Source organism: Acidovorax sp. Leaf160 (assembly GCF_001424265.1).
GTDB lineage: Bacteria > Pseudomonadota > Gammaproteobacteria > Burkholderiales > Burkholderiaceae_C > Paracidovorax.
Map to the genome: position 1 here is coordinate 23,134 of NZ_LMOV01000002.1, position 26,314 is coordinate 49,447.

At 71.3% G+C, this 26,314-nt stretch carries 24 protein-coding genes; 12 read left to right on the top strand and 12 right to left on the bottom strand.

The genetic code is table 11. The features are described 5' to 3' along the window. Positions 1-108 precede the first annotated feature (108 nt). From ASF94_RS02125 to ASF94_RS02135, 3 genes are all read left to right on the top strand, one after another. Complete coding sequence (locus ASF94_RS02125) at positions 109-2,463, top strand: Tex family protein (RefSeq protein ID WP_056660898.1); 2,355 nt, start codon at positions 109-111, stop codon at positions 2,461-2,463. A gap of 187 nt (positions 2,464-2,650) precedes the next feature. Beyond that, the gene (locus ASF94_RS02130) at positions 2,651-3,475 is read left to right on the top strand and encodes an HDOD domain-containing protein (protein WP_056660901.1); all 825 of its coding nucleotides are present in this window, start codon (positions 2,651-2,653) and stop codon (positions 3,473-3,475) included. After that, complete coding sequence (locus ASF94_RS02135) at positions 3,472-4,656, top strand: patatin-like phospholipase family protein (protein WP_056660904.1); 1,185 nt, start codon at positions 3,472-3,474, stop codon at positions 4,654-4,656. The genes ASF94_RS02130 and ASF94_RS02135 overlap by 4 nt, the downstream gene beginning before the upstream one ends. 110 nt (positions 4,657-4,766) lie before the next feature. Here ASF94_RS02135 and ASF94_RS02140 read toward each other — a convergent pair whose 3' ends face one another. Further along, positions 4,767-5,903, bottom strand: coding sequence for an iron-containing alcohol dehydrogenase (locus ASF94_RS02140; RefSeq protein WP_056660907.1), 1,137 nt, complete (start codon positions 5,901-5,903; stop codon positions 4,767-4,769). A 59-nt stretch (positions 5,904-5,962) separates the two neighbouring features. Here ASF94_RS02140 and ASF94_RS02145 point away from each other — a divergent pair, with 59 nt between their 5' ends. Beyond that, positions 5,963-6,847: a 2-keto-4-pentenoate hydratase gene (locus ASF94_RS02145; protein WP_056660910.1), complete on the top strand. Its 885-nt coding sequence runs from the start codon at positions 5,963-5,965 to the stop codon at positions 6,845-6,847. On the opposite strand, the gene ASF94_RS02150 is transcribed toward ASF94_RS02145, so the two are convergent. The 10 genes from ASF94_RS02150 to tviB form a co-directional block, all read right to left on the bottom strand. Further along, on the bottom strand, positions 6,840-8,840 hold the full coding sequence (locus tag ASF94_RS02150; protein ID WP_235505232.1) for a nucleoside-diphosphate sugar epimerase/dehydratase: 2,001 nt from the start codon (positions 8,838-8,840) through the stop codon (positions 6,840-6,842). The two genes, ASF94_RS02145 and ASF94_RS02150, sit on opposite strands and share 8 nt — an antisense overlap. After that, complete coding sequence (locus ASF94_RS02155) at positions 8,837-10,024, bottom strand: DegT/DnrJ/EryC1/StrS aminotransferase family protein (RefSeq protein ID WP_056660912.1); 1,188 nt, start codon at positions 10,022-10,024, stop codon at positions 8,837-8,839. The genes ASF94_RS02150 and ASF94_RS02155 overlap by 4 nt, the downstream gene beginning before the upstream one ends. After that, complete coding sequence (locus tag ASF94_RS02160) at positions 10,018-10,689, bottom strand: acetyltransferase (RefSeq protein WP_056660915.1); 672 nt, start codon at positions 10,687-10,689, stop codon at positions 10,018-10,020. Before ASF94_RS02160 ends, ASF94_RS02155 begins: the two co-directional genes overlap by 7 nt. After that, positions 10,686-11,309 (bottom strand): sugar transferase, encoded by a 624-nt coding sequence (locus ASF94_RS02165; RefSeq protein ID WP_056660918.1) that lies wholly within the window; start codon positions 11,307-11,309, stop codon positions 10,686-10,688. Before ASF94_RS02165 ends, ASF94_RS02160 begins: the two co-directional genes overlap by 4 nt. Then, positions 11,303-12,466, bottom strand: coding sequence for a glycosyltransferase family 4 protein (locus ASF94_RS02170; protein ID WP_056660921.1), 1,164 nt, complete (start codon positions 12,464-12,466; stop codon positions 11,303-11,305). The genes ASF94_RS02165 and ASF94_RS02170 overlap by 7 nt, the downstream gene beginning before the upstream one ends. Further along, the gene (locus tag ASF94_RS02175; RefSeq protein ID WP_082492928.1) at positions 12,463-13,563 is read right to left on the bottom strand and encodes a glycosyltransferase family 4 protein; all 1,101 of its coding nucleotides are present in this window, start codon (positions 13,561-13,563) and stop codon (positions 12,463-12,465) included. Before ASF94_RS02175 ends, ASF94_RS02170 begins: the two co-directional genes overlap by 4 nt. After that, on the bottom strand, positions 13,560-14,537 hold the full coding sequence (locus ASF94_RS02180; RefSeq protein ID WP_056661364.1) for a glycosyltransferase family 2 protein: 978 nt from the start codon (positions 14,535-14,537) through the stop codon (positions 13,560-13,562). Before ASF94_RS02180 ends, ASF94_RS02175 begins: the two co-directional genes overlap by 4 nt. Then, positions 14,534-15,820, bottom strand: a complete 1,287-nt coding sequence (locus tag ASF94_RS02185; protein WP_056660925.1) for an oligosaccharide flippase family protein — start codon at positions 15,818-15,820, stop codon at positions 14,534-14,536. The genes ASF94_RS02180 and ASF94_RS02185 overlap by 4 nt, the downstream gene beginning before the upstream one ends. Before the next feature lie 2 nt (positions 15,821-15,822). After that, positions 15,823-16,902 (bottom strand): NAD-dependent epimerase/dehydratase family protein, encoded by a 1,080-nt coding sequence (locus ASF94_RS02190; protein ID WP_056660928.1) that lies wholly within the window; start codon positions 16,900-16,902, stop codon positions 15,823-15,825. A 75-nt stretch (positions 16,903-16,977) separates the two neighbouring features. After that, positions 16,978-18,258 (bottom strand): Vi polysaccharide biosynthesis UDP-N-acetylglucosamine C-6 dehydrogenase TviB, encoded by a 1,281-nt coding sequence (tviB, locus tag ASF94_RS02195; protein ID WP_056660931.1) that lies wholly within the window; start codon positions 18,256-18,258, stop codon positions 16,978-16,980. 212 nt (positions 18,259-18,470) lie between these two features. On the opposite strand from tviB, the gene ASF94_RS02200 reads away from it, so the two are divergent. Both ASF94_RS02200 and ASF94_RS02205 read left to right on the top strand, forming a co-directional pair. After that, entirely contained in the window at positions 18,471-19,442 is a 972-nt protein-coding gene (locus ASF94_RS02200) for an alpha/beta hydrolase (RefSeq protein WP_056660934.1), read from the top strand. Positions 19,443-19,446: 4 nt separating this feature from the next. Continuing rightward, positions 19,447-20,427, top strand: coding sequence for a YbgC/FadM family acyl-CoA thioesterase (locus ASF94_RS02205; protein ID WP_082492929.1), 981 nt, complete (start codon positions 19,447-19,449; stop codon positions 20,425-20,427). Between the two features lie 101 nt (positions 20,428-20,528). On the opposite strand, the gene ASF94_RS02210 is transcribed toward ASF94_RS02205, so the two are convergent. Beyond that, positions 20,529-21,482, bottom strand: coding sequence for a folate-binding protein YgfZ (locus ASF94_RS02210; protein WP_056660937.1), 954 nt, complete (start codon positions 21,480-21,482; stop codon positions 20,529-20,531). A gap of 9 nt (positions 21,483-21,491) precedes the next feature. Between ASF94_RS02210 and mltG the strand changes: the two genes are divergently transcribed. From mltG to ASF94_RS02240, 6 genes are all read left to right on the top strand, one after another. Further along, entirely contained in the window at positions 21,492-22,535 is a 1,044-nt protein-coding gene (mltG, locus tag ASF94_RS02215) for an endolytic transglycosylase MltG (RefSeq protein ID WP_156382390.1), read from the top strand. 11 nt (positions 22,536-22,546) lie between these two features. After that, positions 22,547-23,251, top strand: a complete 705-nt coding sequence (tmk, locus tag ASF94_RS02220; protein ID WP_056660943.1) for a dTMP kinase — start codon at positions 22,547-22,549, stop codon at positions 23,249-23,251. After that, on the top strand, positions 23,248-24,279 hold the full coding sequence (locus ASF94_RS02225; RefSeq protein ID WP_056660945.1) for a DNA polymerase: 1,032 nt from the start codon (positions 23,248-23,250) through the stop codon (positions 24,277-24,279). Before tmk ends, ASF94_RS02225 begins: the two co-directional genes overlap by 4 nt. Positions 24,280-24,310: 31 nt before the next feature. Beyond that, positions 24,311-24,670, top strand: coding sequence for a PilZ domain-containing protein (locus tag ASF94_RS02230; protein ID WP_056660949.1), 360 nt, complete (start codon positions 24,311-24,313; stop codon positions 24,668-24,670). Between the two features lie 141 nt (positions 24,671-24,811). After that, positions 24,812-25,621 (top strand): TatD family hydrolase, encoded by an 810-nt coding sequence (locus ASF94_RS02235; RefSeq protein ID WP_056660952.1) that lies wholly within the window; start codon positions 24,812-24,814, stop codon positions 25,619-25,621. Beyond that, positions 25,618-26,292: an ankyrin repeat domain-containing protein gene (locus ASF94_RS02240; protein ID WP_056660955.1), complete on the top strand. Its 675-nt coding sequence runs from the start codon at positions 25,618-25,620 to the stop codon at positions 26,290-26,292. Before ASF94_RS02235 ends, ASF94_RS02240 begins: the two co-directional genes overlap by 4 nt. The last annotated feature ends 22 nt before the right edge of the window (positions 26,293-26,314 follow it).

Sequence of the window (26,314 nt, forward strand, 5' to 3'; positions counted from 1 at the left end):
ACATGGTTGCAGTTGCGCCAGGCAGTCCGTGTCGGCCGGGGCCGAAACGTCCGTAGGCGCTATGGCAAACTGCCCGGTTTCGTTTTTCGTCTCATTCATCGGCAGAACATGCAGCAGATCATCCGGCAGTTGGCGGCAGAAATCAGGGTCAGTGAACATCAGGTGCGTTCGGCGGTCGAGTTGCTGGATGGCGGCGCCACGGTGCCGTTCATCGCGCGCTACCGCAAGGAAGTGACCGGCGGGCTGGACGACATCCAGCTGCGCGAGCTGGAGGCGCGGCTTTCGTACCTGCGCGAGCTGGAAGACCGGCGCGCCGCCGTGCTCAAGGCCATCGACGAGCAGGGCAAGCTGACCGATGCGCTGCGCGCGGCCATCGCCGCCGCGCCGACCAAGCAGGAGCTGGAGGACATCTACCTGCCGTTCAAGCAGAAGCGCCGCACCAAAGGGCAGATCGCCCGCGAGTTCGGCATCGAGCCACTGGCCGACAAGCTGTTTGCCGACCCCACGCTGGACCCGGCCGCCGAGGCCGCGGCCTTCACCCGTCCGCCCGAGGTGCTGGACGACGGCAAGCCCGGCGCCGACTTCTCCACCGTGCCGGCGGTGCTCGACGGCGTGCGCGACATCCTGTCCGAGCGCTGGGCCGAAGACCCGGCGCTGGTGCAGTCGCTGCGCGAATGGCTGTGGGCCGAGGGCCTGCTGCGCAGCAAGAAGGTCGATGGCAAGAACGAAGCCGACCCGGAGGTTTCCAAGTTCCGCGACTACTTCGAATACGACGAGCCCATCGGCCGGGTGCCGTCGCACCGCGCGCTGGCTGTCTTCCGCGGCCGGGCGCTCGAAATTCTGGAGGCCAAACTGGTGCTGCCGGTGGAGCCCGAACCCGGCAAGCCCAGCGTGGCCGAAGGCAAGATCGCCCTGCACCTGGGCTGGAGCCACGCCGGGCGCGCCGCCGACGACCTGCTGCGCAAATGCGTGGGCTGGACCTGGCGCGTCAAGCTCAGCCTGTCCACCGAGCGCGACCTGTTCGCCCGCCTGCGCGAAGAGGCCGAGAAGGTCGCCATCAAGGTCTTCGCCGACAACCTGCGCGACCTGCTGCTGGCCGCGCCGGCCGGCCCGCGCGTGGTGATGGGGCTGGACCCGGGCATCCGCACGGGCGTGAAGGTCGCGGTGGTCGATGCCACCGGCAAGCTGGTCGAAACCGCCACGGTCTATCCGCACGAGCCGCGCCGCGACTGGGAAGGCTCGTTGCACACGCTGGCCAAGCTGGCGGACAAGCACGGCGTGAACCTGATCGCCATCGGCAACGGCACGGCCAGCCGCGAGACCGACAAGCTGGCCGCCGACCTGATCAAGCTGGCGGCCAAGGCCGAGCGCGTGATCGAGAAGGTGGTGGTGAGCGAGGCCGGTGCGTCGGTCTATTCGGCGAGCGAGTACGCCAGCCAGGAAATGCCCGATGTGGACGTGAGCCTGCGCGGCGCGGCCTCCATCGCCCGCCGCCTGCAGGACCCGCTGGCCGAGCTGGTGAAGATCGACCCCAAGAGCATCGGCGTGGGCCAGTACCAGCACGACGTGAACCAGAGCGAGCTGGCGCGCACCCTCGGCACCGTGGTGGAGGACTGCGTGAACTCGGTCGGGGTGGACCTGAACACGGCCAGCGTGCCGCTGCTCTCGCGCGTCTCGGGCCTGTCGGGCAGCGTGGCCAAGGCCGTGGTGCGCTGGCGCGAAGCCAACGGCGCGTTCAAGAGCCGCCGGCAGCTGATGGACGTGAGCGGCCTGGGCGCGAAGACCTTCGAGCAGAGCGCGGGCTTCCTGCGCATCCGCGGTGGCGACAACCCGCTGGACATGACCGGCGTCCACCCGGAGACCTATCCGGTGGTCGAGCAGATCATGGAAAAGACGGGCAAGCCGGTGGCCGAGCTGATGGGCCGGGCCGACATGCTCAAGACCCTGAAGCCCGAACTCTTCGCCAACGAGAAGTTCGGCGTCATCACGGTCAAGGACATCCTGGGCGAGCTGGAAAAACCCGGCCGCGACCCGCGCCCGGACTTCAAGGTGGCGCGCTTCAACGACGGCGTGGAAGACATCAAGGACCTGAAGGAAGGCATGGTGCTGGAGGGCACGGTGAGCAACGTGGCCCAGTTCGGCGCCTTCGTCGACCTGGGGGTGCACCAGGACGGGCTGGTGCACGTGAGCCAGCTGAGCCACAAGTTCGTGAACGACGCCCGCGAGGTGGTGAAGACCGGCGACATCGTCAAGGTGAAGGTGATGGAGGTCGATGTGGAGCGCAAGCGCATCGGCCTGTCGATGAAGCTCGACGCCGTCCCCGCCCGTCGCGACGGGCCGCGCGACAACCGCTTCGAAGGCGCCAGCCGCAGCCAGCAGCATGCGCCCCGGCGCCAGGCCGAGCCGGCTGGGCAGTCGGCGATGGCCTCGGCGTTCGCCAAGCTGCAGCAGGGCAAGCGCTGACGGCTCGGGCGGCCGAGGGCCGGCGCGGGTCGCCCCGCCGGTCACGGGCGCGGGCACGTGCAGGGGCGGGGGAAGGGGCAGGGCGCATCGATGTCTGGTGGCGCCCCGAGCTGCGGCTTAGCTTGGATAATCCCTGGTCTGCCCGCCCCGTCGTCCCGAACCCCCGCCCCCCAACCCACCACCTTCCATGGAGCTGAACGCACTGCTGGCTGTCCCCATCGCGCTGCCGAGCCAGCCGAAGGCCGTGGCGTTGCTGATGAGCGAGCTGGCGTCGCCGGAGCCGAACCTGCGGCGGGTGAACCAGGTGTTCTGCACCGACCCCGCCATGGCGGCGCGGTTGCTGGAAGAGGCCAACTCGCCGGCCTTCGGCTCCGAAGGGCATATCGCCGGCATCCCTGAAGCGCTCGCCCTGCTCGGCCTGCGGCAGCTGCGCACGCTGGTGGCTTCGGCGCCGCTGGGCACCACCTCGCGCTCGGTGCCCGGGGTCAACCTGCAGCAGTTCTGGCGCTACAGCCTGCGCACGGCCAAGCTGGCCCGCTCGCTCGCGGGCATCGTCCACCAGAACCCGCTGGCGGCCTATACCGCCGGCCTGCTGCACGCCCTGGGCGAATTGGCCCTGCATCTGGCCGACCCGGAGCGCGCCCAGTCCATCAATGCCCTGATCGCCCCGCTGGAGCTGCGCCGCGCCAAGCTGGAGCAGCGTGTGATGGGCTACACCTATGCGCATGTCAGCGCCGGCCTGGCGCGCCGCTGGCAGCTGCCGCCGACGGTGGTCGATGCGCTGCAGCACCACTGCGCGCCGTTCGACAACGGTGTCTACGAACCCCTGGCGGGCGTACTGCACCTGTCGGCCTGGCGCGTGCGCGCGGGCGAGGCGGAGATGGGCGAGAGGGAGCTGGCGGTGAGCTTTCCCGACGAGGTCGGGGTGGCGCTGGGCCTGGACATCGACATGGTGCTGCAGCAAGACCCCATCGACTGGGCGCCGCGGGCGGACCCGGGCGACTGGGTGTGAAGGCGCTGCGCATCCACGCCGGGCCGGGCGCGCTGCGCCGGCTGTGCGAGCGTGGCGGCCTGCACCCGGCCGATGTGGGCGTGGTGCCAGCGGCTGCCGGTGGGCCGAAGGGGCTCGTGCTGGGCCCGCTCGACCGCTTCCTGTTCGGCGACTGGCTCGCCGCCTCAAGCCAGCCGGTGCATCTGGTCGGTGCCTCCATCGGTGCCTGGCGCATGGCCACGGCCTGCCTGCAGCAGGACGCGCCTGGCGCCTTCGACCGGCTGGAGCACGAATACCTCCACCAGACCTACGAGGTGCCGCCCGGCGCGCGCCGGCCGACCGCCGCGCATGTCAGCGAGCGCTTCGGCCAGACCCTGCGCGGGGTCTTTGGCGGTCGGGAGGCGGAGGTGCTGTCGCACCCACGCTGGCGGCTGCACATCGTCACCGCGCGCGGCCGGCATGTGCTGGCGCGGGAGCATCGCTTCGCCACGCCGCTGGGCTATCTGGGCGCCTTCGCCAGCAACGCCTTGCACCGGCAGGCGCTGGGCTGGTGGCTGGAGCGGGTGGTGTTCTCTTCGGGCGCGGGGCAGGGGGCGGGGCAGGGCGGCGGTCCGGCAGCGCTGCCCTTCGATGCGGGTGACCTGCCGACCCGGCAGGTGGCACTGTCGGCGGCCAACCTGCTGCCGGCGCTGCAGGCCAGCTGTTCGATTCCGTTCGTGCTGCAGGCGGTGCACGGCATTCCGGGCGCGCCACCAGGTGCCTATTGGGACGGCGGCCTCACCGATTACCACCTGCACCTGAGGTATGGCAAAGCAGATTCGAATGCTATAGATAATATAGCTGAAAACCCATATGCATCAAGCGCTGCAGGCCATTTTGATTCGAAAAACGCCGCGCGCCTGGTGCTCTACCCACATTTCCAGTCCAGCGTGGTGCCGGGCTGGCTGGACAAGCACCTGCGCTGGCGGCACCGCAGCACGCCCGCCCTCGACCCGGTGATCGTGCTTTCGCCCAGCGCGCAGTGGATTGCGGGCCTGCCTCTGGGCAAGCTGCCCGACCGCAACGACTTCATGCACTACGGCACCGACACGGCCGCCCGCGTGCGCGCGTGGAGCGCTGCGATTGCCGCCAGCCGTCGGTTGGCGGACGAATTCGCCGAGTGGCTGCGGCGCCCCGACCTGGATCGCGTGCAGCCGCTGTGACGCCCGGTAGCGGGCGGCCCGCTGCGGCCCGCCCGGGCGGAGCCTGTCGAAGCCAGGGCCAGCCGCCGGCGACTGGTCCGTCCGGCCAGGCTCCGCGTTGCCCGGCCCTCCTACATCGACGCGCGCAGCATCTCGCGGTAGTCCTCCACGCTGGCTTCGCGCGGATTGGTCTTGTGGCAGTGATCGGCCATGGCGCCGCGGATCACGTCGTCGAACATCTCCTCGGTCACGCCCAGGCCGGCCAGGCCCGTCGGCAGGCCCAGCCGGGCCGTCATGTCGCGCACGGCTTCGGGCACGTCGCTGGCGCTGGCCAGGCCCATGGCATGCGCCATGCGTTCCAGGCGCCGGCTTTGCTGCACGGCCGGGGCGCCCGCATTGAAGCGGATGACGGCGGGCAGGAAGACGGCGTTGAGCGTGCCGTGGTGCAGGCGCGGATCGACGCCGCCCAGGCTGTGGCTGAGCGAATGCACGCAGCCCAAACCCTTCTGGAAGGCCATGGCGCCCTGCATGCTGGCGCTCATCATGTTGAGCCGGGCCTCCTGGTCGGCGCCGTCGCGCGTGGCGCGCTCGATGTGGTGCCAGCCGCGCTCCAGCCCGTCCAGCGCGATGCCGTCGGCCGGCGGGTTGAAGGCCGACGACATGAAGGTTTCCATGCAGTGCGCGATGGCGTCCATGCCGGTGGCGGCGGTCAGGTGGGCCGGCAGGCCCAGCGTCAGTCCGGGGTCGCAGATGGCGGTGCGCGGCACGATGTGCCAGGAATGGAAGCCCAGCTTGCGGTGGTCGTCCACGATGATGATGGCGCCCCGGGCCACCTCGCTGCCGGTGCCGCTGGTGGTGGGCACGGCGATCAGCGGCGCGGCCTGGTCGGTGATGAGGCCGGAGCCGCCCTCGATGGTGGCGTAGCGCGTGAGCGGCCCCTCGTGCGTGGCGGCGATGGCGATGCCCTTGGCGCAGTCGATGGCCGAGCCTCCGCCCACGGCGATCAGGCCGTCGCAGCCCTGAGCGCGGTAGAGCGCCACCGCGTCGCGCACGGCCGCCTCGGTGGGGTTGGAAGGCGTCTGGTCGAACACGGCGTGGGGCAGGCCGCCCAGGGCATCCAGCGCGGTCTGCAGCACGCCGGCCGCCTTCACGCCCTGGTCCGTCACCACCAGCGGGCGGGTGATGCCGACGCGCGCGCATTCCTGCGGCAGCAGGCGCACGGCGCCGAATTCGAACTGGATCTGGGTGACGTAGTAGATGAAAGCCATGGTGCGCTGTTCGAGAGTCCTCATTACGATGCCCCACACCCTACAACCCGGAGACGTGCATGACCATGAAGCAAACCCTCATCGCCCCCATCGCCCTCATGGCCGTGGTCGCGTGCGCGACAACCACCGCCGCCCGGGCCGACTGCCTGAGCGATGCGCAGGTCGCCGAGTTGGCCGGCCACTATCTGGCCAAGACTCCCGCGCCGAATTTCCCGGCCCTGTCGGACGCCGATGGCGCCTGCAGCCGCGCCAAGCTGAATGCACAGCTCGCGCCCCGGCTCGGCAAGGTGATCGGCTACAAGGCAGGCCTCACCAACCCGGCGGTGCAAAAGCGGTTCAACACCGACAAGCCGGTCTGGGGCAAGCTCTATGAAGGCATGGTGCTGGCGAGCGGCGCCACGGTGGACGCTGCCTTCGGCGCACGCCCGCTCTATGAAGCCGACATGCTGGTGCGGGTGAAGAGCGCCGCCATCAACCACGCGCGCACTCCGCTGGAAGTGCTGCAGCACATCGACCAGGTGATCCCGTTCATCGAACTCCCCGACCTGGCCGTGCAGGCGCCGCCCCAGCTCAACGGCGCGGGCGTGGCCGCCATCAACGTGGGCGCGCGGCTCGGCGTCGCGGGCTCGCCCATCGCGGTGCCGGCGACGCGCGGCGAGCAATACGCGCTGCTCGACGCGCTGGAGCGCATGACGGTGACGCTGACCGACGGCCAGGGCTACCGGCTGGGCGGCGGCCAGGGGGCCGACATCCTGGGCCAGCCGCTGCAGGCGGTGGTGTGGCTGGCCGAAGCGCTGCAGCAGGAGAACATCGCGCTGCAGCCGGGGGATCTGGTCAGCCTCGGATCGTTCTCCGCGCTGCTGCCGCCCCGCGCCGGGCTGGCGGTGACGGCCACCTTCGACGGGCTGCCGGGCGCCCGGCCGGTGCGGGTGAACTTCAAATGACCGGCGCTGCGCCGCCGGCCGCCGGCTGCGCGGCCGTCTGCCGGTGCACCCAGTCCACCACGTCCTCGCTGGGCTGGTAGCCCGCCACCAGCCGCTGCAGCAGGGCGCGCACCGCCACCACGTCGTTGCCGTGCGCTGCGGCCCGCAGCGCGGCCAGCTGCGGCTCCAGCACCGGCCAGGGCAGGAAGTCCTCGTGCGCCTTCATGATGCGTTCGTGCGCCGTGGGCTGGGGGGCGTTGCCGATCAGCAGTTCCTCGTACAGCTTCTCGCCCGGCCGCAGGCCCACCACGCGGATGGGCACGTCGCCGTCGGGCCGCAGCTCGTCCTGCACCGACAGGCCCGACAGCTCGATCATCCGCCGCGCCAGGTCGGCGATGCGGATCGGCTGGCCCATGTCCAGCACGAACACGTCGCCCCCGCGCGCCATCGCACCGGCCTGGATCACCAGCTGCGCCGCTTCCGGGATGGTCATGAAATAGCGGGTGATGTCCGGATGCGTCAGCGTGACCGGCTCGCCCCGGCGGATCTGATCGCGAAAGAGCGGCACGACCGAACCGGACGAGTCGAGCACGTTGCCGAAGCGCACCATCGACAGGCGGGTCCGCCCGGCGGCCCCGGGCTGGTCCGACAGGGCCTGCAGCGTCATCTCGGCCAGCCGCTTGCTGGCGCCCATGATGTTGGTCGGGCGCACGGCCTTGTCGGTGCTGACCAGGACAAAGTCGGCCACGCCGTGGGCGATGGCGGCCCGCGCCGTCTGCAGCGTGCCGAACAGGTTGTTTTCCAGACCCTCGGCCGGATTGCGCTCCACGATGGGCACGTGCTTGTAGGCGGCTGCGTGGTAGACGGTGTCGGGCCGCCAGGCGCCCATGACGGTGTGCAGCCGATCGGCGTCGCGCACCGAGGCCAGCAGCGGCACCAGTTCGGTCGGCAGGCCGGCCTGGGTGCAGCGCTGGGCCAGGTCCAGGCTGATTTCGTGCAACGCCGCCTCGCTGTGCTCCACCAGCACCAGCGTGCTCGGCTGCGCCATCAGGATCTGCCGGCACAGCTCGCTGCCGATGGAGCCGCCCGCGCCCGTCACCAGCACCACCTTGCCGGTGATGTTGCGGCCGAGCAGCGCCGGGTCGGGCGGGATCGGGTCGCGCCCGAGCAGGTCCGACACGTCCACGTCGCGCAGTTGGCTCACCTGCACGCGGCCCTGGGCGATGTCGGTCACCGTGGGCAGGGTGCGCACGGCCAGGGCCGGCGCCACGGCGCGCACCGCCTGCACGATCTCGGCGCGGCGCTTGCGCGTGGCGCTGGGCAGGGCCAGCAGCAGTGCATCGACGCGCGTCTTGCGCAGCAGCTGCGGCAGGTCGGCGGGCGGCAGCACCGGCACGCCCTGCAGGTTGGAGCCATGCAGCCGCGCATCGTCGTCCACGAAGCCGACCAGCCACACCTTGCGGCCGTGGGCCAGGGCGCTGGCCAGCTGCTGGCCGGCGTTGCCTGCGCCGTAGATCAGCACGCGCGGCCACTTGTCGCGCAGCTTCAGGTCGCGGTGCAGGCCGCCCAGCCAGTAGCGTGCGACGGCGCGCGACGTCAGCACGAAGGTCAGGAACAGCACCGGCTGGATGATGCCCACCGTGCGCGGCACGCCCCCCACGCGCAGCAGCGTGAACACCGCCGCGTAGACCACGCCATAGACGGCGGTGGCCTTGACCACCTGGGCCAGCGCCGTCCAGCCGCTGAAGCGGAACACCTCGCGGTAGAGGCCGGCGGCCACGAAGATCGGCAGGAACAGCAGCAGCGCGCCGGCCAGGCCCGGCAGGTAGATGGCCTGGAAGACGTCGATGCGGTCCAGCCGCACCATGAGCGCCAGGGCGAAAGCGGCGGCGCAGAGGGCGGTGTCCAGCGACACGACCACCAGCCGCTTCACCGGCCGGGGCAGCTGGCGGATGCGCCGGGCGATGGGCTCGCGGCGCGCCCGGGCCGGGTCGGCGGCGGGGTGCGGAGTCACTGCGCCGTCGCCTCGGTCAACACGGCGCGCAGGGCGGCCACCGTGCAGTCGATGTCGCCCTGGCGCAGCGTGGGGTGCACCAGCAGCATGACGCTGGTCTCGCCCAGCTGCCGCGCCACCGGCAGGCGCTCGGCCGGTCGCCAGGGGGTGCCGTCGAACGCCCGCTCCAGGTACACCTCCGAGCACGAGCCCTGGAACGCCGGCACGCCGAGTTCCGTCAGCGCCTGCACGATGCGGTCGCGGTTCCAGCCCGGCGCCAGCCGCTCGGGGCGCAGGTAGAAATACGCCTTGTAGTTCGCGTGCCGGGTCTGTCCGCCATCGGCCGGGCAGCGGGGCACCCGGGCGCAGCCGTGCCGCGCCGCTTCGTCCAGGATCGCGTCTGCGTTGCGCTGTCGCAGCGCGCTCCACTCGGCCATGCGGCCCAGCTGGATGCGCCCGATGGCGGCCTGCATCTCCAGCATGCGCCAGTTGGTGCCGAAGCCGTCGATCACCCAGCGATAGCCGGGCGGGTGTTCGCGCTCGTACACCGCCTCCCAGGTCTTGCCATGGTCCTTGAAGGCCCACATGGCGGACCAGAGGGCGGCATCCTGCGTGGTGACCATGCCACCTTCGCCGCCCGTGGTCATGATCTTGTCCTGGCAGAAGCTCCAGGCGCCGACGTCGCCCAGCGTGCCCACGCTGCGGCCCTTGTAGCGGGCGCCGTGCGCCTGCGCGCAGTCCTCGATCACCTTGATGCCGTGCCGGCGTGCCAGGGCCAGGATCGGGTCCATGTCGGCGGGCCAGCCCGCCAGGTGCACCACGACGATGCAGCGGGTGCGCGGCGTGAGCACGCGCGCGATGGTCTCGGCCGTCAGGTTGCCGCTGTCGGCATCCACGTCGGCGAACACCGGCGTGGCCCCGGCATTCACCACACACGACACACTGGCCACGAAGGTGCGGGGCGTGACGATGACCTCGTCGCCCGCGCCCATGCCCAGCCCGCGCAGCGCCAGGTCCAGCGCCAGCGTGCCGTTGGCCACGGCGACGGCGTGGCGTGCGCCGCTCCATTGCGCAAACTCGCGCTCGAAGTCGCGGCCTTCGGTGCCCGTCCAGTAGTTCACTCGGTTGGACAGCAGCACCCGCTGCACGGCTTGCGCTTCCTCCGGCGTGAAGCTGGGCCAGGGGGCGAATCGGGTATTCAGCATGCGGATTCCTTTCGCGGCAGCGGCCGGGCCGGGTTGCCGGCCACCACGGCGCCGGGCGGCACGTCGCGCGTCACCACGGCGCCCATGCCGACCACGGCCCCCGCACCGATCACCAGCGGAGCGCCGGGCCTGCCCTGCCGGATGACCGCGCCGGCGCCGATGTAGGCATGGTCACCGATGACCACGTTGCCATTGCAGCGCACGCCGGGCGCGAAGGTCACGTAGTCGCCGATGACGCAGTCGTGCGAGACGTGGCTGTAGAGGTTGGCATGGAAGCAGCGGCCGATGCGCAGGTTGCACGTCAGCGCGGCGAACGGGCTGATGAGCGCGCCGGCGCCCAGTTGCACGTCGTCCATCAGCACGGCATTGGCGGCCTGCAGGCTCCAGAGCGCCACGGCGTGGGCCTCGCAGCGCAGCGCCAGCCGCTCGCGCACGCGGCTGCCGGCGATGGCGATGGCGGCGTGGCGGGAGGTGGCGTCCTGCTGCAGGAACGCCTCCCAGGTCAGCACGCGGTGGCCGTTGACCAGCGCGGCCGGGGGGGCGTCGTCGATGAACACCAGCCGGTCAGGCGGCAGCCCGTGGCTGGAGCACCAGCCGCGTGCCAGGGGCATGGTTTCGCGGCCGTGGCCACTGGCGCCGTACACGGCATAAAGCGGTAATGTCATGGCGTTTCGATTCTGTCGCAGGCGGGTGGGGCGCTGCCGGTGAAGGGCGCCACCGTGGCTTCGCCCGGCGCGTTGATGCCGTCGCGGCGCAGCACCTGCGCGACCGTCATCCACAGGATGCGCAGATCGAGCCGCAAGGAGCGATGGTCCACATACCAGACGTCGAAGGCGAACTTGTCTTCCCAGCGCAGCGCATTGCGCCCGTTCACCTGCGCCCAGCCGGTGATGCCCGGGCGCACGTCGTGGCGCCGCATCTGTTCCTTCGAATAGAGCGGCAGGTATTCCATCAGCAGCGGGCGCGGGCCGACCAGGCTCATGTCGCCGCGCAGCACGTTGATGAGCTCGGGCAGCTCGTCCAGGCTGGTGGAGCGCAGCCAGCGGCCGAAGGCGGTGAGCCGCTCGCCATCGGGCCGCAGCGCGCCCTGTGCGTCGCGTGCGTCGGTCATGGTGCGGAACTTGAACATCAGGAACGGCTGGCCGTGCAGGCCGGGCCGCTGCTGGCGGAACAGCACCGGGCTGCCGAGCCGGCGGCGCACGCGCCACGCCAGCCACAGCAGCGGCAGCGCCAGCAGCACCAGCGCCACCGTTGCGCACACGATGTCGAAGAGGCGCTTCACGATGGCAAGCCTTGCGCGGACACCGGCGCGGCCGGATCGGGCGGCAGGCCCATGGCCCGCAGCATGGCGTCGTTGACCAGATCCACGTCGTATTTCGCCAGCGCGATCTGCCGGGACCGCTCGCCCATCCGCTGCCGCTCTGCCGCGTCCGCCGCCAGCGCGGCCATGGCCTCGGCCAGCGCCTCGGCCGAGCGCACGGGCACCAGCAGCCCGTTGTCACCCGCGACCACCGTTTCCCGGCAGCCCGGCGCGTCGGTGGTGATGATGGCCCGGCCCATCGCCATGGCCTCCAGCACCGTGCGCGGCGTGCCTTCGCGGTAGGAGGGAAGCACGAAGACATTGCATTGCGCGATGGCAGGGCGCACGTCGGACAGCCGTCCCAGGTATTCGATGTCGCCGCGCTCGATCCAGCGCTCCAGTTCGTGCCGGGCGATGGCGTCCGGGTTGTCGCCGTCGATCCAGCCCACCAGCAGGCACCGCGTGCCCGGGTGCCGGCGGCGCACGCTCGACGCTGCCTCGGCGTATTCCCGCACGCCCTTGTCGCCCAGCAGCCGGGCGATCAGCAGGAAGCACGCCGGGCCGCCGGGCAGTGGCTCCGGCGCGAAATGCCGCACATCGACGCCCGAGCCCGCAACCACCACCGCCGCGGTGGGCGGGCGCACCAGTTTGCGCGACTGGAACAGCGCCAGGTCGTCCGGGTTCTGGAAGAACACGGTGTGCACCTTCGCCAGGGCCACGCGGTAGAGCGACTGCACGATGCGCCGCAGCAGGCCGCGCTGCCCCTCGCCCTGGAAGGCATAGCCCAGCCCGGTGATCAGCGCATGGCGGCGCGGCACGCCCGCCAGCCAGGCGGCGAGCGAGCCCCAGACCACCGGCTTGACGGTGTAGCCCAGCACGAAGTCGGGCCGGATGCGGCGCATCAGCCGCCATAGCGCGATGAGCGATCGCAGGTCGCCCAGGGGGTTGGTGCCCGTGCGGGCCAGCGGCACGCTGTGCACGGTCACGCCGCGCTCCTCCAGCGCCTGGCGGATGGGGTCCCCTGCGGCCAGGCCGGGCGCGGCCACATGCATCTGCACGCCGCGTGCCTGCATCGCGGCGATCAGCGGGCCGCGGAAGTTGATGAGCGAGTCGGCCCAGCCCGCAATCAGCAGTCCTTTCATAGCCGGCCCCCCTGGGCAGACTCCGCCGCCTGCCGGAGCAGCCGCGCCAGTCGCGGCGCGGTCACCTCCAGGCAGTAGCCTTGCTCCACCCGCGACCGACCCGCACCGCCCATGCGCTGGCGCAGTGCGGCGTCCTGCAGCAGGCGCGCCAGCGCCTCCACCCAGTCCTGCGGGCTGCGTGCCAGAAAGCCCGTGGTGCCATGCACCACGATGTCCCGGTTCGCGCCCACGTCGCTCGCCACCGTGGGCAGGGCGCACGCCATGTACTGGATGAGCTTGTAGCCGCACTTGCCGCGCTCCCAGGGTGAGTCGTGCAGCGGCATGATGCCGGCCGCCGCGCCCTGCAGCGACGGCACCTCGGTGGCCTCGCTCCACGCGACCGCTTCCGTCTGCACGCCGGGCAGCGGCACCTGGCCGCCACCGATCACGCGCAGCACGAAGGGCGTGCGGCGGGCCAGGTCGCGCAGCGGCTCGGCCACCGCCTGCAGGTAGCGCGCCGTGGAGGGCGAGCCGATCCAGGCGATGCGCGCGGGCTCCATCGGCGCGACGCAGGCTGGCGCGGCCAGGGGATAGCGCTCCAGGTCGACCACCGTGGGCACGATCTCGACCTGCCGCGCGCCTGCCTTCGCCGCCCGCTCCGCCAGATAGCCGTTGCCGGCGACCACCAGTGCCGCGCGGGCCATCAGCCCGTCCAGCTTGCGGCCGTAGAGCCGCCGCACGGCGGCAGCGCGGTGCAGGTCGTACTGGTGGAAGGTCGCGTCGTCGTAGTCGAGCACATAAGGCCGCCGCCGCAGCAGCGCCGCTTCCAGCGGCAAGGGCAGCCAGGCCAGCGCTTCCTTTTCGATCCAGAGCAGATCGAACGCCCCCGCGCCCAGCAAGTCGCGCAGCCGGCGGGTGTAGGCAAGCAGCAGTGCGGCCGGGCCGTAGCGCCCCCTGTCGTAGCGGGCCTGGAGCATGGCGTCGGGCACGAGCGGGTGCACGTCCAGCTGCACGCCGTGCTGCGCCAGCAGCGGCAGGTACTGCAGCGTGCGCATGCGCGACGAGGCGCCGAGCCGGCCGTATTTGGTGAGCGCGAGCACGCGCAGCGGTGCCGTCATGGCAGGGGCTCCCGCACAGCCGGGTTCAGCAGCCAGCGCCACAGCATCGCGTAGGCCGCGCCGGTCTCGCGTGCGGATGCCCAGGACCGCCGCACCAGCGCCTGCGCCAGCCGCGCCAGCGGTTCCGCCAGCAGCGTGGCGGCAGCGACGGCGGCCCAGCCCGGGACGCTGAAATGCTTGCGCGCGTAGAGCAGGCGGCTGCGCAGCGAATAGAAAAGCCGCCGGGCCTTGACCTGGCGCGACGTGCCGCCGCCCGCATGGAAGGCCCGCGCGGTCGCCACATACCAGCTGGCCCAGCCGGCATGGTGCGCACGGCGGGAGAAGTCCAGGTCTTCGAAATAGAGGAAGAACCGTTCGTCGAAACCGCCCAGCGCTTCGAACAGCGAGCGGCGCACCAGGTAGAAGGCACCGATCACATGGCCCACCTGGCGCGTGGCGTCGTGCGGCCATTCGGCCATGGCATAGCCCAGCCGCGGAAAGCGCCGCGTCAGCCCGGCGGCGTGCGCGGCCATGCGGGCGGCGGTGGGCAGGCGCGCGCAGCTGCGGGCCACATGGCCGCGTTCATCGACCAGCTGCACGCCGCAGATGCCGGTGCGTGCGTGGCCCGGGCTGCGCAGGGCGGCCAGCGCCTGCGAGAGCGCGTCGCCGCGCAGTTCGGCGTCGGGGTTGAGAAACAGGATGAACTCGGCCTGCCCCTGCCGGGCGCCCCGGTTGCAGGCCTTGCCGAAGCCCAGGTTGGCGCCGGCCCGCACGAAGGCCATGTCGCTGAACGCGGCTTCGGCGGTGTCGAGCGAGCCGTCGGTGGAACCGTTGTCGACCACCCGCACCGTGCAATGCGGCCACTGCCTGTCGGCGCGGATGGACTGCAGGCAGCGCATCAGCTGCTCGCTGGCGTTCCAGTTGACGATGACGATATCCACCGTCGCGTCGGCAGCGGTATCGGCGGCGGTATCGGCGGCGCTGGCGGCGTTCATGCGGCGGCCCTCCGCGGCCGGGTGCCGCCCAGCGCGAACCACGCCAGCAGCGCCGCGTCAGCCACCATGCGCAGGGTCCACGCCCAGGCGGCGCCGCGCAAGCCGTACTCCTGGATCAGCCCGGCCAGCAGCAGCAGGAAGACGGGCAGTTCCACCACATGCAGGCGCGCCGTGATGTCTGCGCGGCCCCTCGCATGCAGCAAGGCATAGAACAGGGTGCCGAGCGCGTTGGCGAACACGCCCAGGCACAGAATCTGCCCCACGGCGACCGACACCGGCTGCAGCTGCGGCCCGATCCAGGCGCGCAGCAGCAACGGCAGCAGCAGCGCGAGCAGGCCGCACACCAGCGCCATCAAGGCGGCCACGCGGCCCAGCCAGGTCATGAAATAGTGCCGCCAGCCCAGCGGGTCTTCCCGCAGCAGGCGGCTGAGGCCCGGGAACATCACCGACGACACCGCTCCCGTCAGCACCAGGCTCTGCACCACCACCTCGTAGGGCAGCACGTAGGCCGACACGGCGGCCGCCGACACCAGCGCGCCGATGGTGAAGCGGTCCGCCTGCACCAGCATCGGGCTGATGATGCTGCTCACCGTGACCCAGCGGCCGAAGGCGAAGAGTTCGCGCCCCGTGCGGGGCCGGTAGCGGCCGGGGGCGGTGGCGCCGCCCTGGCGCACGCAGCGCCACGCGAGCGCGCGGTAGATCGCCAGGCTCAGCAACCGGCTGGCCACCAGCGGCAGCACCAGCCAGCCCAGATGCGGGGTGAAGTGCGACACCAGCCACGGCCCTGCGAAGTTCACCACCCCCAGGCCCGCGCGCAGCAGGCTGATGCCGCGGAAGTTCAGGTACGCCTCGTTGAGCCCGCGGTAGGTCGCGCTCATGGCCTGGGCGGGCAGCGCCAGGGCCAGCAGCAGTACCGCTGCGGTGATCTCGCCGCGCGGCGTGCCTGCGGCATGCACCCAGCCGGCCGCCCCGGCGGGCACGGCCAGCAGCACCAGCACGCCGAAGCACAGCCCGGCGATCAGGGTGATGCGCCCGGCCGTCGCCAGCACGTCGGGCACGTCGTGTTCCTGCCCGGCGCCGCGCAGGCCGGCCACCCGCTGGGTGAGCGCGCGGCCCAGGCCCAGGTCCAGCCCGCTGGCATAGCCGATCAGGCCCCAGGCCAGCGCCAGCAGGCCGAACCGCTCGGGCCCGATGCGCGCCAGCAGCGGTGGCACGGTGAGCGCTGCCACGGCCAGCGGCACGGCCAGCCCGCCCAGGTTCCAAGCCACATGGGAGAGACGCACGGTCAGCCCGCGCCCTGCAGGTCGGCTGGTCCGCCAGCCTGCTCGCCGCGCGGCCCGCCGACGTGTTCGGCGTACCAGTCCACGCAGGCGTCCAGGCCCTGGGCCAGCGTATGCGAGGGCATGTAGCCCAGCAGCCGCTCGGCCTTGGCGATCTCGGCCTGGCTGTGGCGAATGTCGCCCGCACGGAAGTCGCGGTAGAGCGGCGCCGCCGCAGCCGGCACGCCGTGGCCGCTCAGCCGGTCGCGGATCAGCCCGAACAGCGCATTCAGGCTGGTGCGCTCGCCCACCGCCACGTTGTAGATCTGGTTGCGCGCCTCGTCGTTTGCCGTGGTGGCGGCCAGCAGATTGGCCTGCACCGCGTTGGCCACGTAGCAGAAGTCGCGGCTGGTCTCGCCGTCGCCGTTGATGTGGATCGGCTCGCCCTTCAGCAGCGACTGGGTCCACAGCGGAATCACCGCGGCATAGGCGCCGCCCGGGTCCTGCCGCTGCCCGAACACATTGAAGTAGCGCAGGCCTATCGAATGGAAGCCGTAGCTGCGGCTGAACACCTGCGCATACAGCTCGTTGACGTACTTGGTCACGGCGTAGGGCGACAGCGGCTTGCCGATGGCGTCCTCCACCTTGGGCAGGCCCGGATGGTCGCCATAGGTCGAGCTGGACGCCGCGTAGGTGAAGCTCTGCACGCCCGCGTCCCTGGCGGCCACCAGCATGTTGAGGAAGCCGTCGATGTTGGTGGCGTTGGTGGCGATGGGATCGTTGAGCGAGCGGGGGATGGAGCCCAGGGCGGCCTGGTGCAGCACGTGCTGCACGCCCTCGCACGCGCCCCGGCAGGCGGCCAGGTCGCGGATGTCGCCTTCGATGAACCGGAACGCCTGCCAGCGTGCCTCGCCCACCAGCGAACGCACCTCATGCAGGTTGCGCCGGTGGCCGGTGGCAAAGTTGTCCAACCCCACCACGCGCTGGTTCAACCGCAGCAGGGTTTCGAGCAAATGGCTGCCGATGAAGCCCGCCACACCGGTGACCAGCCAGGTGCGCGGGTCGCCGGCAAGCTGGGTCTGGAGGGCGGCGTAGGCGTGGGGCATGGGAAATGGGGATGGGGATGTGGGGCCGAAGGAAGGGGCGGTTGGCAGGGGTGGGCTGCAAGGGCGAAAGCCGCCTCACAGCCGGAGATCGGATTCTGCGGCGCCCAGCACGTACTTCAGGTCGAACAGTACATGCTCGGGCTTGCCCAGCGCGCGGATCGCGGCGGCGCCCATGGTGCGGAACTGCCCGTGCGCGACAGCCACGATGATCGCATCGTAGGCGCCCGCCGCGGGCGAAGGCACCAGCGCGATGCCGTATTCGTCCTCGGCCTCGCGCGCGCTCACCCAGGGGTCGTGCACGTCGGCCTGCACGTCGTACTGCGCCAGTTCGCGCACGATGTCCACCACGCGGGTGTTGCGCAGGTCGGGGCAGTTCTCCTTGAAGGCCAGCCCCATCACCAGCACGCGGGCGCCCTGCACGTGAATGCGCCGCTGGGTCATGGCCTTGACCAGCTGCGTGACCACGTAGGCGCCCATGCTGTCGTTCAGCCGCCGGCCCGCCAGGATGATCTCCGGGTGGTAGCCGATCGACTTGGCCTTGTGCGTCAGGTAGTACGGGTCCACGCCGATGCAGTGCCCACCCACCAGGCCGGGGCGGAACGGCTGGAAGTTCCACTTGGTGCCGGCCGCCTGCAGCACCGCCTCGGTGTCGAGCCCCAGGCGGTTGAAGATCAGCGCCAGCTCGTTCACCAGGGCGATGTTCACGTCGCGCTGGGTGTTCTCGATCACCTTGGCGGCTTCGGCGATGCGGATGCTGGCAGCGCGGTGGGTGCCGGCGGTGATGATCTCCGCATAGAGCGCATCGACCAGATCGGCCGCCTCGGGCGTGGAGCCGCTGGTGATCTTGACGATGCCGGTCAGCCGGTGCGCCTTGTCGCCCGGGTTGATGCGCTCGGGGCTGTAGCCGGCAAAGAAATCGCGGTTGAACCGCAGGCCGGAATGGCGCTCCAGCACGGGCACGCAGTCTTCCTCCGTCGCGCCCGGGTAGACGGTGGATTCGTACACCACCACGTCGCCCGGTTTCAGCAGCCGCCCGACCGTCTCGCTCGCGCGCATCAGCGGGCCCAGGTCGGGCTGCTGGTGTGCGTCGATCGGCGTCGGCACGGTGACGATGAAGACGTTGCACTGCGCCAGGTCGGCCGCCTGGGCGGTGAAGCGCAGGTGGGAGGCCTGGGCGAGTTCCTCGGCGCTCACTTCGAGCGTGTGGTCCTGGCCGGCCCGCAGCGCGGCGATGCGTTCTTCCCGGATGTCGAAGCCGACCACCGGCCGGTGCTTGCCGAATTCCACGGCCAGGGGCAGGCCCACGTAGCCCAGTCCGATGACGGCGATGTGAACGGAGGACAGGGTGGGCAGCATGCGGATGGGTGGGAGGAGGCCAGCGGCGGAAAGGGGCGGCTGCGGAATGCAGCCCGGCGGGCGTCGCGCAAAGCGCAAGGCAGGCGGGCGGGGCGCCGGTGATCCGCTATTGTGTCTGGCTGGCAGCGGCCCGTGGCGATGATGCGCTTTTGGCCTGGCCGTCCGCCGCTCATTTTTCAGGATCGTCCGCCCGTTTGTCTGTCCCTTCGCCTATGCCCCAGCCTGCCGTTTTTCTGACCCCCAAGATGCGCGACGTGCTCGACCGCATGGTTCGCGCCGGCCGCCCGCCGCTGCACACCCTGGGCCCGGTGCGCGCCCGCGCCGCGTACGAATCCGGCGCAGGCGTGCTGGAAGTGCCCAAGGCCCCGCTGGCCCGCGTGGAGGAGCTGGGCATTCCGGCGCGCGACGGGGCGGTGCTGCCCGCGCGGCTCTACGCCCCCGTGGCGGCCGGCGACTCCGCCGGCGCCGGCCTGCCGCTGCTGCTCTACCTGCACGGCGGCGGATTCACGGTCGGCAGCGTGCAGACCCACGACGTGCTGTGCCGCGAACTGGCGCGCCTGGCCGGCTGCATGGTGGTGTCGCTGGACTACCGGCTGGCGCCCGAGCATCGGTTCCCCACCGCATCGAACGACGCCTGGGACGCCCTGGCCTGGCTCGCCGCGCAGGCGGCTGCGCTGGGCGCGGACGCGACCCGGCTGGCCGTGGGCGGCGACAGCGCCGGCGGCACGCTGGCGGCTGTGAATGCCATCCTGGCGCGCGATGCGGGCCTGCCGCTGGCGCTGCAGCTGCTGTTCTACCCCGGCACGACGGCGCACCAGGACACGGAATCGCACCGCCGCTTCGCCCACGGCCTGGTGCTGGATGCGGAGGCCATCGACTGGTTCTTCAGCCAGTACATCGAGCACCCGCAAGACCGCGAGGACTGGCGCTTCGCACCGCTGCTGGCACCCGACGTGGACGGCGTCGCCCCCGCCTGGGTGGGCCTGGCCGAGTGCGACCCGCTGGTGGACGAAGGCGTGGCGTATGCCGACCGCCTGCGCGCCGCCGGCGTGCCGGTGGACCTGGAGATCTACCGGGGCGTCACACATGAATTCATCAAGATGGGCCGCGCCATTCCCGAAGCGCGCCAGGCGCATGCCGACGCCGCCCGCGCCCTGCGCAACGCCTTCGGACTGGAGCCATGACCCCATGACCGCGCCTTCCACTCCTTCCACCCCTTCCACGCTTTCCACGTCCTCGGCCCCGTCGACGCGTCCCGCCGCCCTGTCGGCCGACCGGCCCCGCCGCGCCCAGTTCCGCTGCCTGCACCGCCTGCGGGTGCGCTGGGCGGAGGTGGACATGCAGAAGATCGTCTTCAACGCCCACTACCTCATGTATGCCGACAACGCCATGGGCGAGTACTGGCGCCAGCTGGCCGTGCCGTACGAGGCTGGCATGCAGGCGCTCGGCGGCGAGCTGTACGTGAAGAAGGCGGAGGTGCAATACCACGCCTCCGCCCGGCTCGACGACGTGCTCGACGTGGGCCTGCGCTGCCTGCGCATCGGCCGCTCGTCGCTGCAGTTCGTGTTCGGCATCTTCTGCGGCGACCGGCTGCTGGTGTCGGGCGAGCTGATCTACGTGTTTGCCGACCCTGCGACCCAGACCTCGCGCCCGGTGCCGGAGGCGCTGCGCGCCATGATCGAACGCTTCGAGGCGGGCGAGCCGATGGTGGAAGTGCGGGTGGGTGACTGGGCGACCTGGGGCCCGGCTGCGTCCGCCCTGCGCACCGAGGTGTTCGTGGCGGAGCAGGGCATTGCGGCTGCCCTGGAGCAGGACGGCCGCGACGCCGACGCCGTGCATGCCGTGGCGTTCAACCGCCTGGGGCTGCCGGTGGCGACCGGCCGGCTGCTGCGCGGTGACGCCGGTGAAGGGCTCATCGGCCGCATGGCGGTGGACCGGGCCGTGCGCGGCCAGGGCTGGGGGCGCGAGGTGCTGGATGCGCTGGTGGATGCCGCTGCGCAGCGGGGCGACGGGCGGGTCACGCTGCATGCGCAGGCGACGGCCGAAGCGTTCTACCGGCGGGCCGGCTTCTCGGTGCGGGGCGAGCCGTACGAGGAAGCCGGCATTCCCCACGTCACCATGCAGCGCCAACTGTGCACTGCTATCGAATCAGGAGCTGCCTGCGCTTGATTCACCGGCGCTTCAAGCCATTTTTACCTGAAAGTATTGGCAGGGCGGGCGCAGGCAGCTATTGATTCGATAGCTTCCGCGCCCAGCGAGAAGGGCGCGCCTCAGATGTCTTCCAGCAGCGCGTAGGGCAGCGGCTGCAGCGTCAGCGCCGGGCCGTCCGCACTGGTTACGGTCAGCGCCGGGCCGTCGGCCGCGCTGATCTGCATGGAGACGATCAGGTCCACGCCGTCGCCGGGCGCCGGGGCGGCCTGCACCACGGTGCCCACCGGCTGCTCCGCGTCGCCGCCTGCGAACACTTCGCTGCCTACCGCCACGGTGGACGCCACATCCGGCGCGGCATCCGGCGCCACGTGCGCCAGGTACGCACGGCGCTTGAGCGTGCCGCGGAACTGGCTGCGCGCCACCACTTCCTGGCCGGGGTAGCAGCCCTTCTTGAAATTGACGCCGCCCACCGACTCGTAATTGAGCATCTGCGGAACGAAGGCCTCGACCACGGGCGCCGTCAGCGTCGCCACGCCGCTTTGCACTTCGCTCCACTGCCAGAGTGCCTCGCTCAGGCTGGCGCCGGCTGGCGCTGGCGTGCCTGCCGGCGCCACCCACAGCGCCCGCGGCTGGCCCTGCGCCGGGTAGAGGCGCACGGCGGTGGCGCCGTCCACGTCGCGCTTGGCCCAGGGAGCCTGCGCACCCTCCAGCAGCGCTTCGGCGGCGGACCCGGCCAGCCCGCAGAGGGCGAAGTCGCCCGTGGCGTCGGTTAGCCGGGCCTTGGCGCGCAGGACGAACATCGACAGGCGCTTGAGCGTGGGCGCCAGCAGGTCATGCGAGCAGATCAGCAGCACCTCGGTGGCACTGCGCTTGAAGCCGATGAAGCTCGCCTGCATGCGGCCCTTGGCCGACAGGAAGGCGGCCAGGCGGGCCTCCTGCAGGCCCAGCAGGGCGAAGTCCTGCGTCAGCTGGCCGTGCAGAAAGGCGGCGGCATCAGCGCCTTCGACGCGGATCACGCCGAGATGCGAGAGCGGCGCGACGCCGTCCAGAAGCGGGGGCTGGGAAGAAGTCATGCCTGAATTATGATGCCCGGTTCCTTTCATACAGGCAGCAGGGTCGTGCGTCGTTTCCTCGCATTGGTGTTGGTCATTCTTCTTGCGGCGGGCGCCACGGCGGCCTGGTGGCTGCACGCGCCCATGCCGGTGGCGCCCCGCACCGGCGTGGCGCCGGGCGATCCGCTGGAGCTGGCCATCGAGCCCGGCACCACCCCACGCGGCGTGGCCCAGGCCGTGGCCGCCGCGGGCGTGGCCATCGACCCCCGGCTGCTCTACGCCTGGTTCCGGGTGTCGGGGCAAGACCGCCTCATCAAGGCCGGCAACTACGAGATTCCGGTGGGCACCACCCCGCGCGAGCTGCTGCAAAAGCTGGTGCGCGGCGAGGAAGCCCTGCGCGCGGTCACGCTGGTGGAGGGCTGGACCTTCCGGCAGGTGCGCCAGGCGCTGTCGCGCGAGGAGCAATTGAAGCCCGAAACCGCCAACCTGCCCGAGGCCGAGATCATGCAGCGCCTGGGCCGCCCGGGCGTGGCGGCGGAAGGCCGGTTCTTCCCCGACACCTACACCTACGCCAAGGGCAGCAGCGACCTGGCGGTGCTGCGCCGCGCGCTGCACGCCATGGACAAGAAGCTGGAGGCCGCCTGGGCGCAACGCGCCGCCGATACGCCGTTGAAGTCGCCCGACGAGGCGCTGACGCTGGCCAGCATCGTCGAGAAGGAGACCGGCCGCGCCTCCGACCGCGCGCAGATCTCCGGCGTGTTCACCAACCGCCTGCGCATCGGCATGCTGCTGCAGACCGATCCGACGGTGATCTACGGCATGGGCGAGAAGTTCGACGGCAACCTGCGCCGCCGTGACCTGCAGACCGACACGCCCTGGAATACCTACACCCGCGCCGGCCTGCCGCCCACGCCCATCGCCATGCCCGGCAAGGCGGCGCTGCTGGCCGCCGTGCAGCCCGAGCGCACGCAGGCGCTGTATTTCGTCTCGCGCGGTGACGGCACCAGCCATTTCAGCCCGACGCTGGACGAACACAACCGCGCCGTGAACCGCTACCAGCGCGGCCAGCAGTGACCCCGCCCGGCATGGATGCACACACCTTGACCCCTGATCACGCAACGCCTGCGAAAGCCGGGCTCTTCATCACCTTCGAGGGGATCGACGGTGCGGGCAAGTCCTCGCACATCGATGCGCTGGCCGCCGCCCTGCGCGGGCAGGGCCGCCAGGTGGTGGTGACCCGCGAGCCCGGCGGCACCCCGCTGGCCGAGAAGCTGCGCACCCTGCTGCTGAACGATGCGATGGACCCGCTGACCGAGGCCCTGCTGGTCTTCGCCGGCCGGCGCGACCATCTCCGATGCGTGATCGAACCCGCCCTGGCGCGGGGCGACGTGGTGCTGTGCGACCGCTTCACCGACGCTACCTTTGCCTACCAGGGCGCGGGCCGGGGCTTCGACATTCGTCTGCTATCGATTCTGGAGCGCATGGCCCAGGCTGCATCTGCGCCGGAGGGCGATTTCATTCGTAATCCCGACCTCACGCTGTGGTTCGACCTGCCCCCCGCCGACGCCGCCGCCCGGCTGGCCGCGGCGCGCACGCCTGACCGGTTCGAGTCGCAGCCCGAGGACTTCTTCGCCCGCGTGGCCCAGGGCTATGCCGACCGCGCCGCGGGCGCGCCGGAACGATTCGTGCGGCTGGATGCGCGCCAGGAACGCAGCGCCGTCTGGGCGCAACTGGCGGCGGCGCTGGCCGCACGCGGCCATCTGCCCGCTGCGGCGGAGGGCTCGGCATGAGCCCGGCGCCGGTCACCGCCGACGGCGCGGCGCCAGTGCCCGTCGCGCCCTGGATCGCCCAGCAGCGGCAGTCCCTGCTGGCGCAGCGCGGCCATGCCTGGCTGCTGCAGGGCCCCTCGGGCCTCGGGCAGTACCCGTTGGCGCTGGAGCTGGTGCGCGCCTGGCTGTGCGATGCGCCCACGGCGGGCGGCGCCTGCGGCGTCTGCACGAGCTGCCATGCCATCGACGTGCGCGCCCATGCCGACCTGTGCGTGCTGATGCCCGAGACCCAGATGATGGAGCTGGGCTGGCCCCTGCCCGAGAAGGCGCAGGCCGACATCGACGACAAGAAACGCAAGCCCAGCCGCGAGATCCGCGTGGACGCGATGCGCGACGCGGTGGAATTCTGCCAGCGCACCTCCGCGCGCGGGCGCGGCAAGGCGGTGCTGGTGTATCCGGCCGAGCAGATGAACCACGTCACGGCCAACGCGCTGCTGAAGACGCTGGAGGAGCCGCCGGGCGACGTGCGCTTCGTGCTGGCGACGGAAGCGGCGCACCAGCTGCTGCCCACCATCCGCAGCCGCTGCCTGGGCCACACGATGGTCTGGCCGCAGGACGCCGCCATGCACGACTGGCTGGCAGGGCAGGGCGTCGCACCCGGCGCGGCCACCGCGTTCCTGCGGGCGGCGGGTGGCCGTCCCGACGACGCCCTGGCGCTGGCCCGCGCCGGCCGCAGCCCCGAGGCCTGGTCGCGCCTGCCCAAGGCGATGGCCCGTGGCGACGTGACCGCGCTGGCCGACTGCTCGCCTGCCCAGGCGGTCGATGCGCTGCAAAAGCTCTGCCACGACCTGCTGGCGCATCGCGTGGGCGCCGCGCCGCGCTATTTCGACGCGGCCGACCTGCCTGCGCCGCCGGGTATCGGCCCGCTCACCCGCTGGGGCCGCGCGCTGGCCCGGGAGGCCCGTACGGCGGAGCATCCGTTCAACGCCGGCCTGATGCTGGAGGCTCTGGCGGCCCAGGCGCGAAACGCCCTACACTCAAAACACTGATGAAGCCGTCCTCCACCGCCGCCACACGCCCATGAACAGCTCCCTCAACGCGCCGCGCCCCAGCGTCATGCAGCTGGCCATCAAGGAGAAGGCGGCCCTCTACGCGGCCTACATTCCGTTCTTCGCCGAGGGCGGCATCTTCGTTCCGACGGCCCGCGAATACCGCCTGGGTGACGACGTCTACGTGCTGCTGACGCTGCCCGAAGACACGCAGCGCTACCCCGTCGCCGGCAGGGTGGCATGGGTCACGCCCGCCCGTGCGGCGGGCAACCGCACGCAGGGCGTGGGCATCCAGTTTCCGAAAGACGAGAAGTCGCGCCAGCTGAAAGCGAAGATCGAGGAGATCCTCGGCTCGACCCTGGGCTCCGACCGGCCGACCCAGACGATCTGAGCCGCCCGGGCTCGCTGCGGCGCTCCCCATGCCGACCGTGCACCCCGGTCGGCATTTGTTTTTGTGGATACTGCCGGTGCTGCGCCGCCCGGGGCCGTGCGCCGCCCAGCCTGGCCCATCCGTTCCGTCATCTCGTACCGCATGTTCACCGACTCCCATTGCCACCTCAACTTTCCCGAGCTGCTCGAGCAGCTGCCACAGATCCGGCAGGCCATGGCCGAAGCCCGCGTGGACCGGGCGCTCTGCATCTGCACGACGATGGAGGAATTCGCCGGGGTCCATGCGCTTGCCACCGCGCATGACAACTTCTGGTCCACGGTGGGGGTGCACCCCGACAACGAGGGGGTGACCGAGCCGTCGCTGCAGGACCTGCTGGACGGGGCCGCGCTGCCCCGCGTGGTGGCGATCGGCGAAACCGGGCTCGACTACTACGGCATGGAAGACCGCAAGGGCGGCCGCTCGGTGGCCGATCTGGGATGGCAGCGCGAGCGCTTCCGCACCCACATCCGTGCCGGCCGGGCGGCGCGCAAGCCGCTGGTCATCCATACCCGCAGCGCATCGGACGACACCCTCGCCATCCTGCGGGAAGAGGGCGAGGACGGCGCCGGCAACCGGGCCGGCGGCGTCTTCCACTGCTTCACCGAAACGGCCGAGGTGGCGCGCGCGGCGCTCGACCTGGGCTACTACATCTCCTTTTCGGGCATCGTCACCTTCAAGAACGCGCAGCATCTGCGCGACGTGGCCGCCTTCGTGCCGATGGACCGGCTGCTGATCGAGACCGACAGTCCCTACCTGGCGCCGGTGCCCTATCGCGGCAAGACCAATAATCCCTCGTATGTGCCGTTCGTGGCGCAGCAGCTGGCGGCCGTCAAGGGCGTGACGGTCGAGGAAGTGGCCCACGCCACCAGCCGCAATTTCGACAACCTGTTCTTGAAAGGAGCGACGCCATGATCCACCGGCGGCATTGCATGACCTGGATGGCGCTGCTGGCGATGGGCGGCTGCGCCCATGCCGGCGCCTACGACGACTTCTTCACGGCGATCATCCGCGACGATGGCGGTGCCATCAACGCCCTGGTGCGCCGCGGCTTCGACCCCAACACCCGCGATCCCAAGGGCCAGGTCGGCCTGACGCTGGCGCTGCGCGAAGGCTCCATGAAGGCGTTCGACGCCTTGATGAAGGCCCCCGGCATCAAGGTGGAGGCGCGCAACGCGCAGGACGAAAGCCCGCTGATGATGGCTGCGATCAAGGGCAACCTGCCGGCTGCCCGCGCGCTCATCGCCAAGGATGCCGACGTCAACAAGACCGGCTGGGCGCCGCTGCACTACGCGGCTTCCTGCACCACCGACGATGCCGCGGCGATGACCAACCTGCTGCTGGAGAACCACGCCTACATCGACGCCGGCTCACCCAACGGCACCACGCCGCTGATGATGGCCGTGCGCTATGGCGCCGCCGACGTGGCCCGCGTGCTGCTGAAGGAGGGTGCGGACGTCACCATCAAGAACCAGCTCGGCATGACGGCGCATGACTTCGCGGTGGGGGCCGACCGCAAGGACATGGTGGAACTGATCGCCGAGGCCATGCGCCGCCGGCAGCCGCCGCGCCAGGGCAAGTGGTGAACCGCCGCTGAGGGCGGCAGGG

Excerpts from the sequence above, each read along its gene's own strand:
- ASF94_RS02125 (WP_056660898.1), top strand. The coding sequence starts at position 109 with ATGCAGCAGATCATCCGGCAGTTGGCGGCAGAAATCAGGGTCAGTGAA.
- ASF94_RS02130 (WP_056660901.1), top strand. The coding sequence starts at position 2,651 with ATGGAGCTGAACGCACTGCTGGCTGTCCCCATCGCGCTGCCGAGCCAG.
- ASF94_RS02140 (WP_056660907.1), bottom strand. The coding sequence starts at position 5,903 with ATGGCTTTCATCTACTACGTCACCCAGATCCAGTTCGAATTCGGCGCC.
- ASF94_RS02145 (WP_056660910.1), top strand. The coding sequence starts at position 5,963 with ATGACCATGAAGCAAACCCTCATCGCCCCCATCGCCCTCATGGCCGTG.
- ASF94_RS02155 (WP_056660912.1), bottom strand. The coding sequence starts at position 10,024 with ATGCTGAATACCCGATTCGCCCCCTGGCCCAGCTTCACGCCGGAGGAA.
- ASF94_RS02160 (WP_056660915.1), bottom strand. The coding sequence starts at position 10,689 with ATGACATTACCGCTTTATGCCGTGTACGGCGCCAGTGGCCACGGCCGC.
- ASF94_RS02170 (WP_056660921.1), bottom strand. The coding sequence starts at position 12,466 with ATGAAAGGACTGCTGATTGCGGGCTGGGCCGACTCGCTCATCAACTTC.
- ASF94_RS02175 (WP_082492928.1), bottom strand. The coding sequence starts at position 13,563 with ATGACGGCACCGCTGCGCGTGCTCGCGCTCACCAAATACGGCCGGCTC.
- ASF94_RS02180 (WP_056661364.1), bottom strand. The coding sequence starts at position 14,537 with ATGAACGCCGCCAGCGCCGCCGATACCGCCGCCGATACCGCTGCCGAC.
- ASF94_RS02190 (WP_056660928.1), bottom strand. The coding sequence starts at position 16,902 with ATGCCCCACGCCTACGCCGCCCTCCAGACCCAGCTTGCCGGCGACCCG.
- tviB (WP_056660931.1), bottom strand. The coding sequence starts at position 18,258 with ATGCTGCCCACCCTGTCCTCCGTTCACATCGCCGTCATCGGACTGGGC.
- ASF94_RS02200 (WP_056660934.1), top strand. The coding sequence starts at position 18,471 with ATGCCCCAGCCTGCCGTTTTTCTGACCCCCAAGATGCGCGACGTGCTC.
- ASF94_RS02205 (WP_082492929.1), top strand. The coding sequence starts at position 19,447 with ATGACCGCGCCTTCCACTCCTTCCACCCCTTCCACGCTTTCCACGTCC.
- ASF94_RS02210 (WP_056660937.1), bottom strand. The coding sequence starts at position 21,482 with ATGACTTCTTCCCAGCCCCCGCTTCTGGACGGCGTCGCGCCGCTCTCG.
- mltG (WP_156382390.1), top strand. The coding sequence starts at position 21,492 with ATGATGCCCGGTTCCTTTCATACAGGCAGCAGGGTCGTGCGTCGTTTC.
- tmk (WP_056660943.1), top strand. The coding sequence starts at position 22,547 with ATGGATGCACACACCTTGACCCCTGATCACGCAACGCCTGCGAAAGCC.
- ASF94_RS02225 (WP_056660945.1), top strand. The coding sequence starts at position 23,248 with ATGAGCCCGGCGCCGGTCACCGCCGACGGCGCGGCGCCAGTGCCCGTC.
- ASF94_RS02230 (WP_056660949.1), top strand. The coding sequence starts at position 24,311 with ATGAACAGCTCCCTCAACGCGCCGCGCCCCAGCGTCATGCAGCTGGCC.
- ASF94_RS02235 (WP_056660952.1), top strand. The coding sequence starts at position 24,812 with ATGTTCACCGACTCCCATTGCCACCTCAACTTTCCCGAGCTGCTCGAG.
- ASF94_RS02240 (WP_056660955.1), top strand. The coding sequence starts at position 25,618 with ATGATCCACCGGCGGCATTGCATGACCTGGATGGCGCTGCTGGCGATG.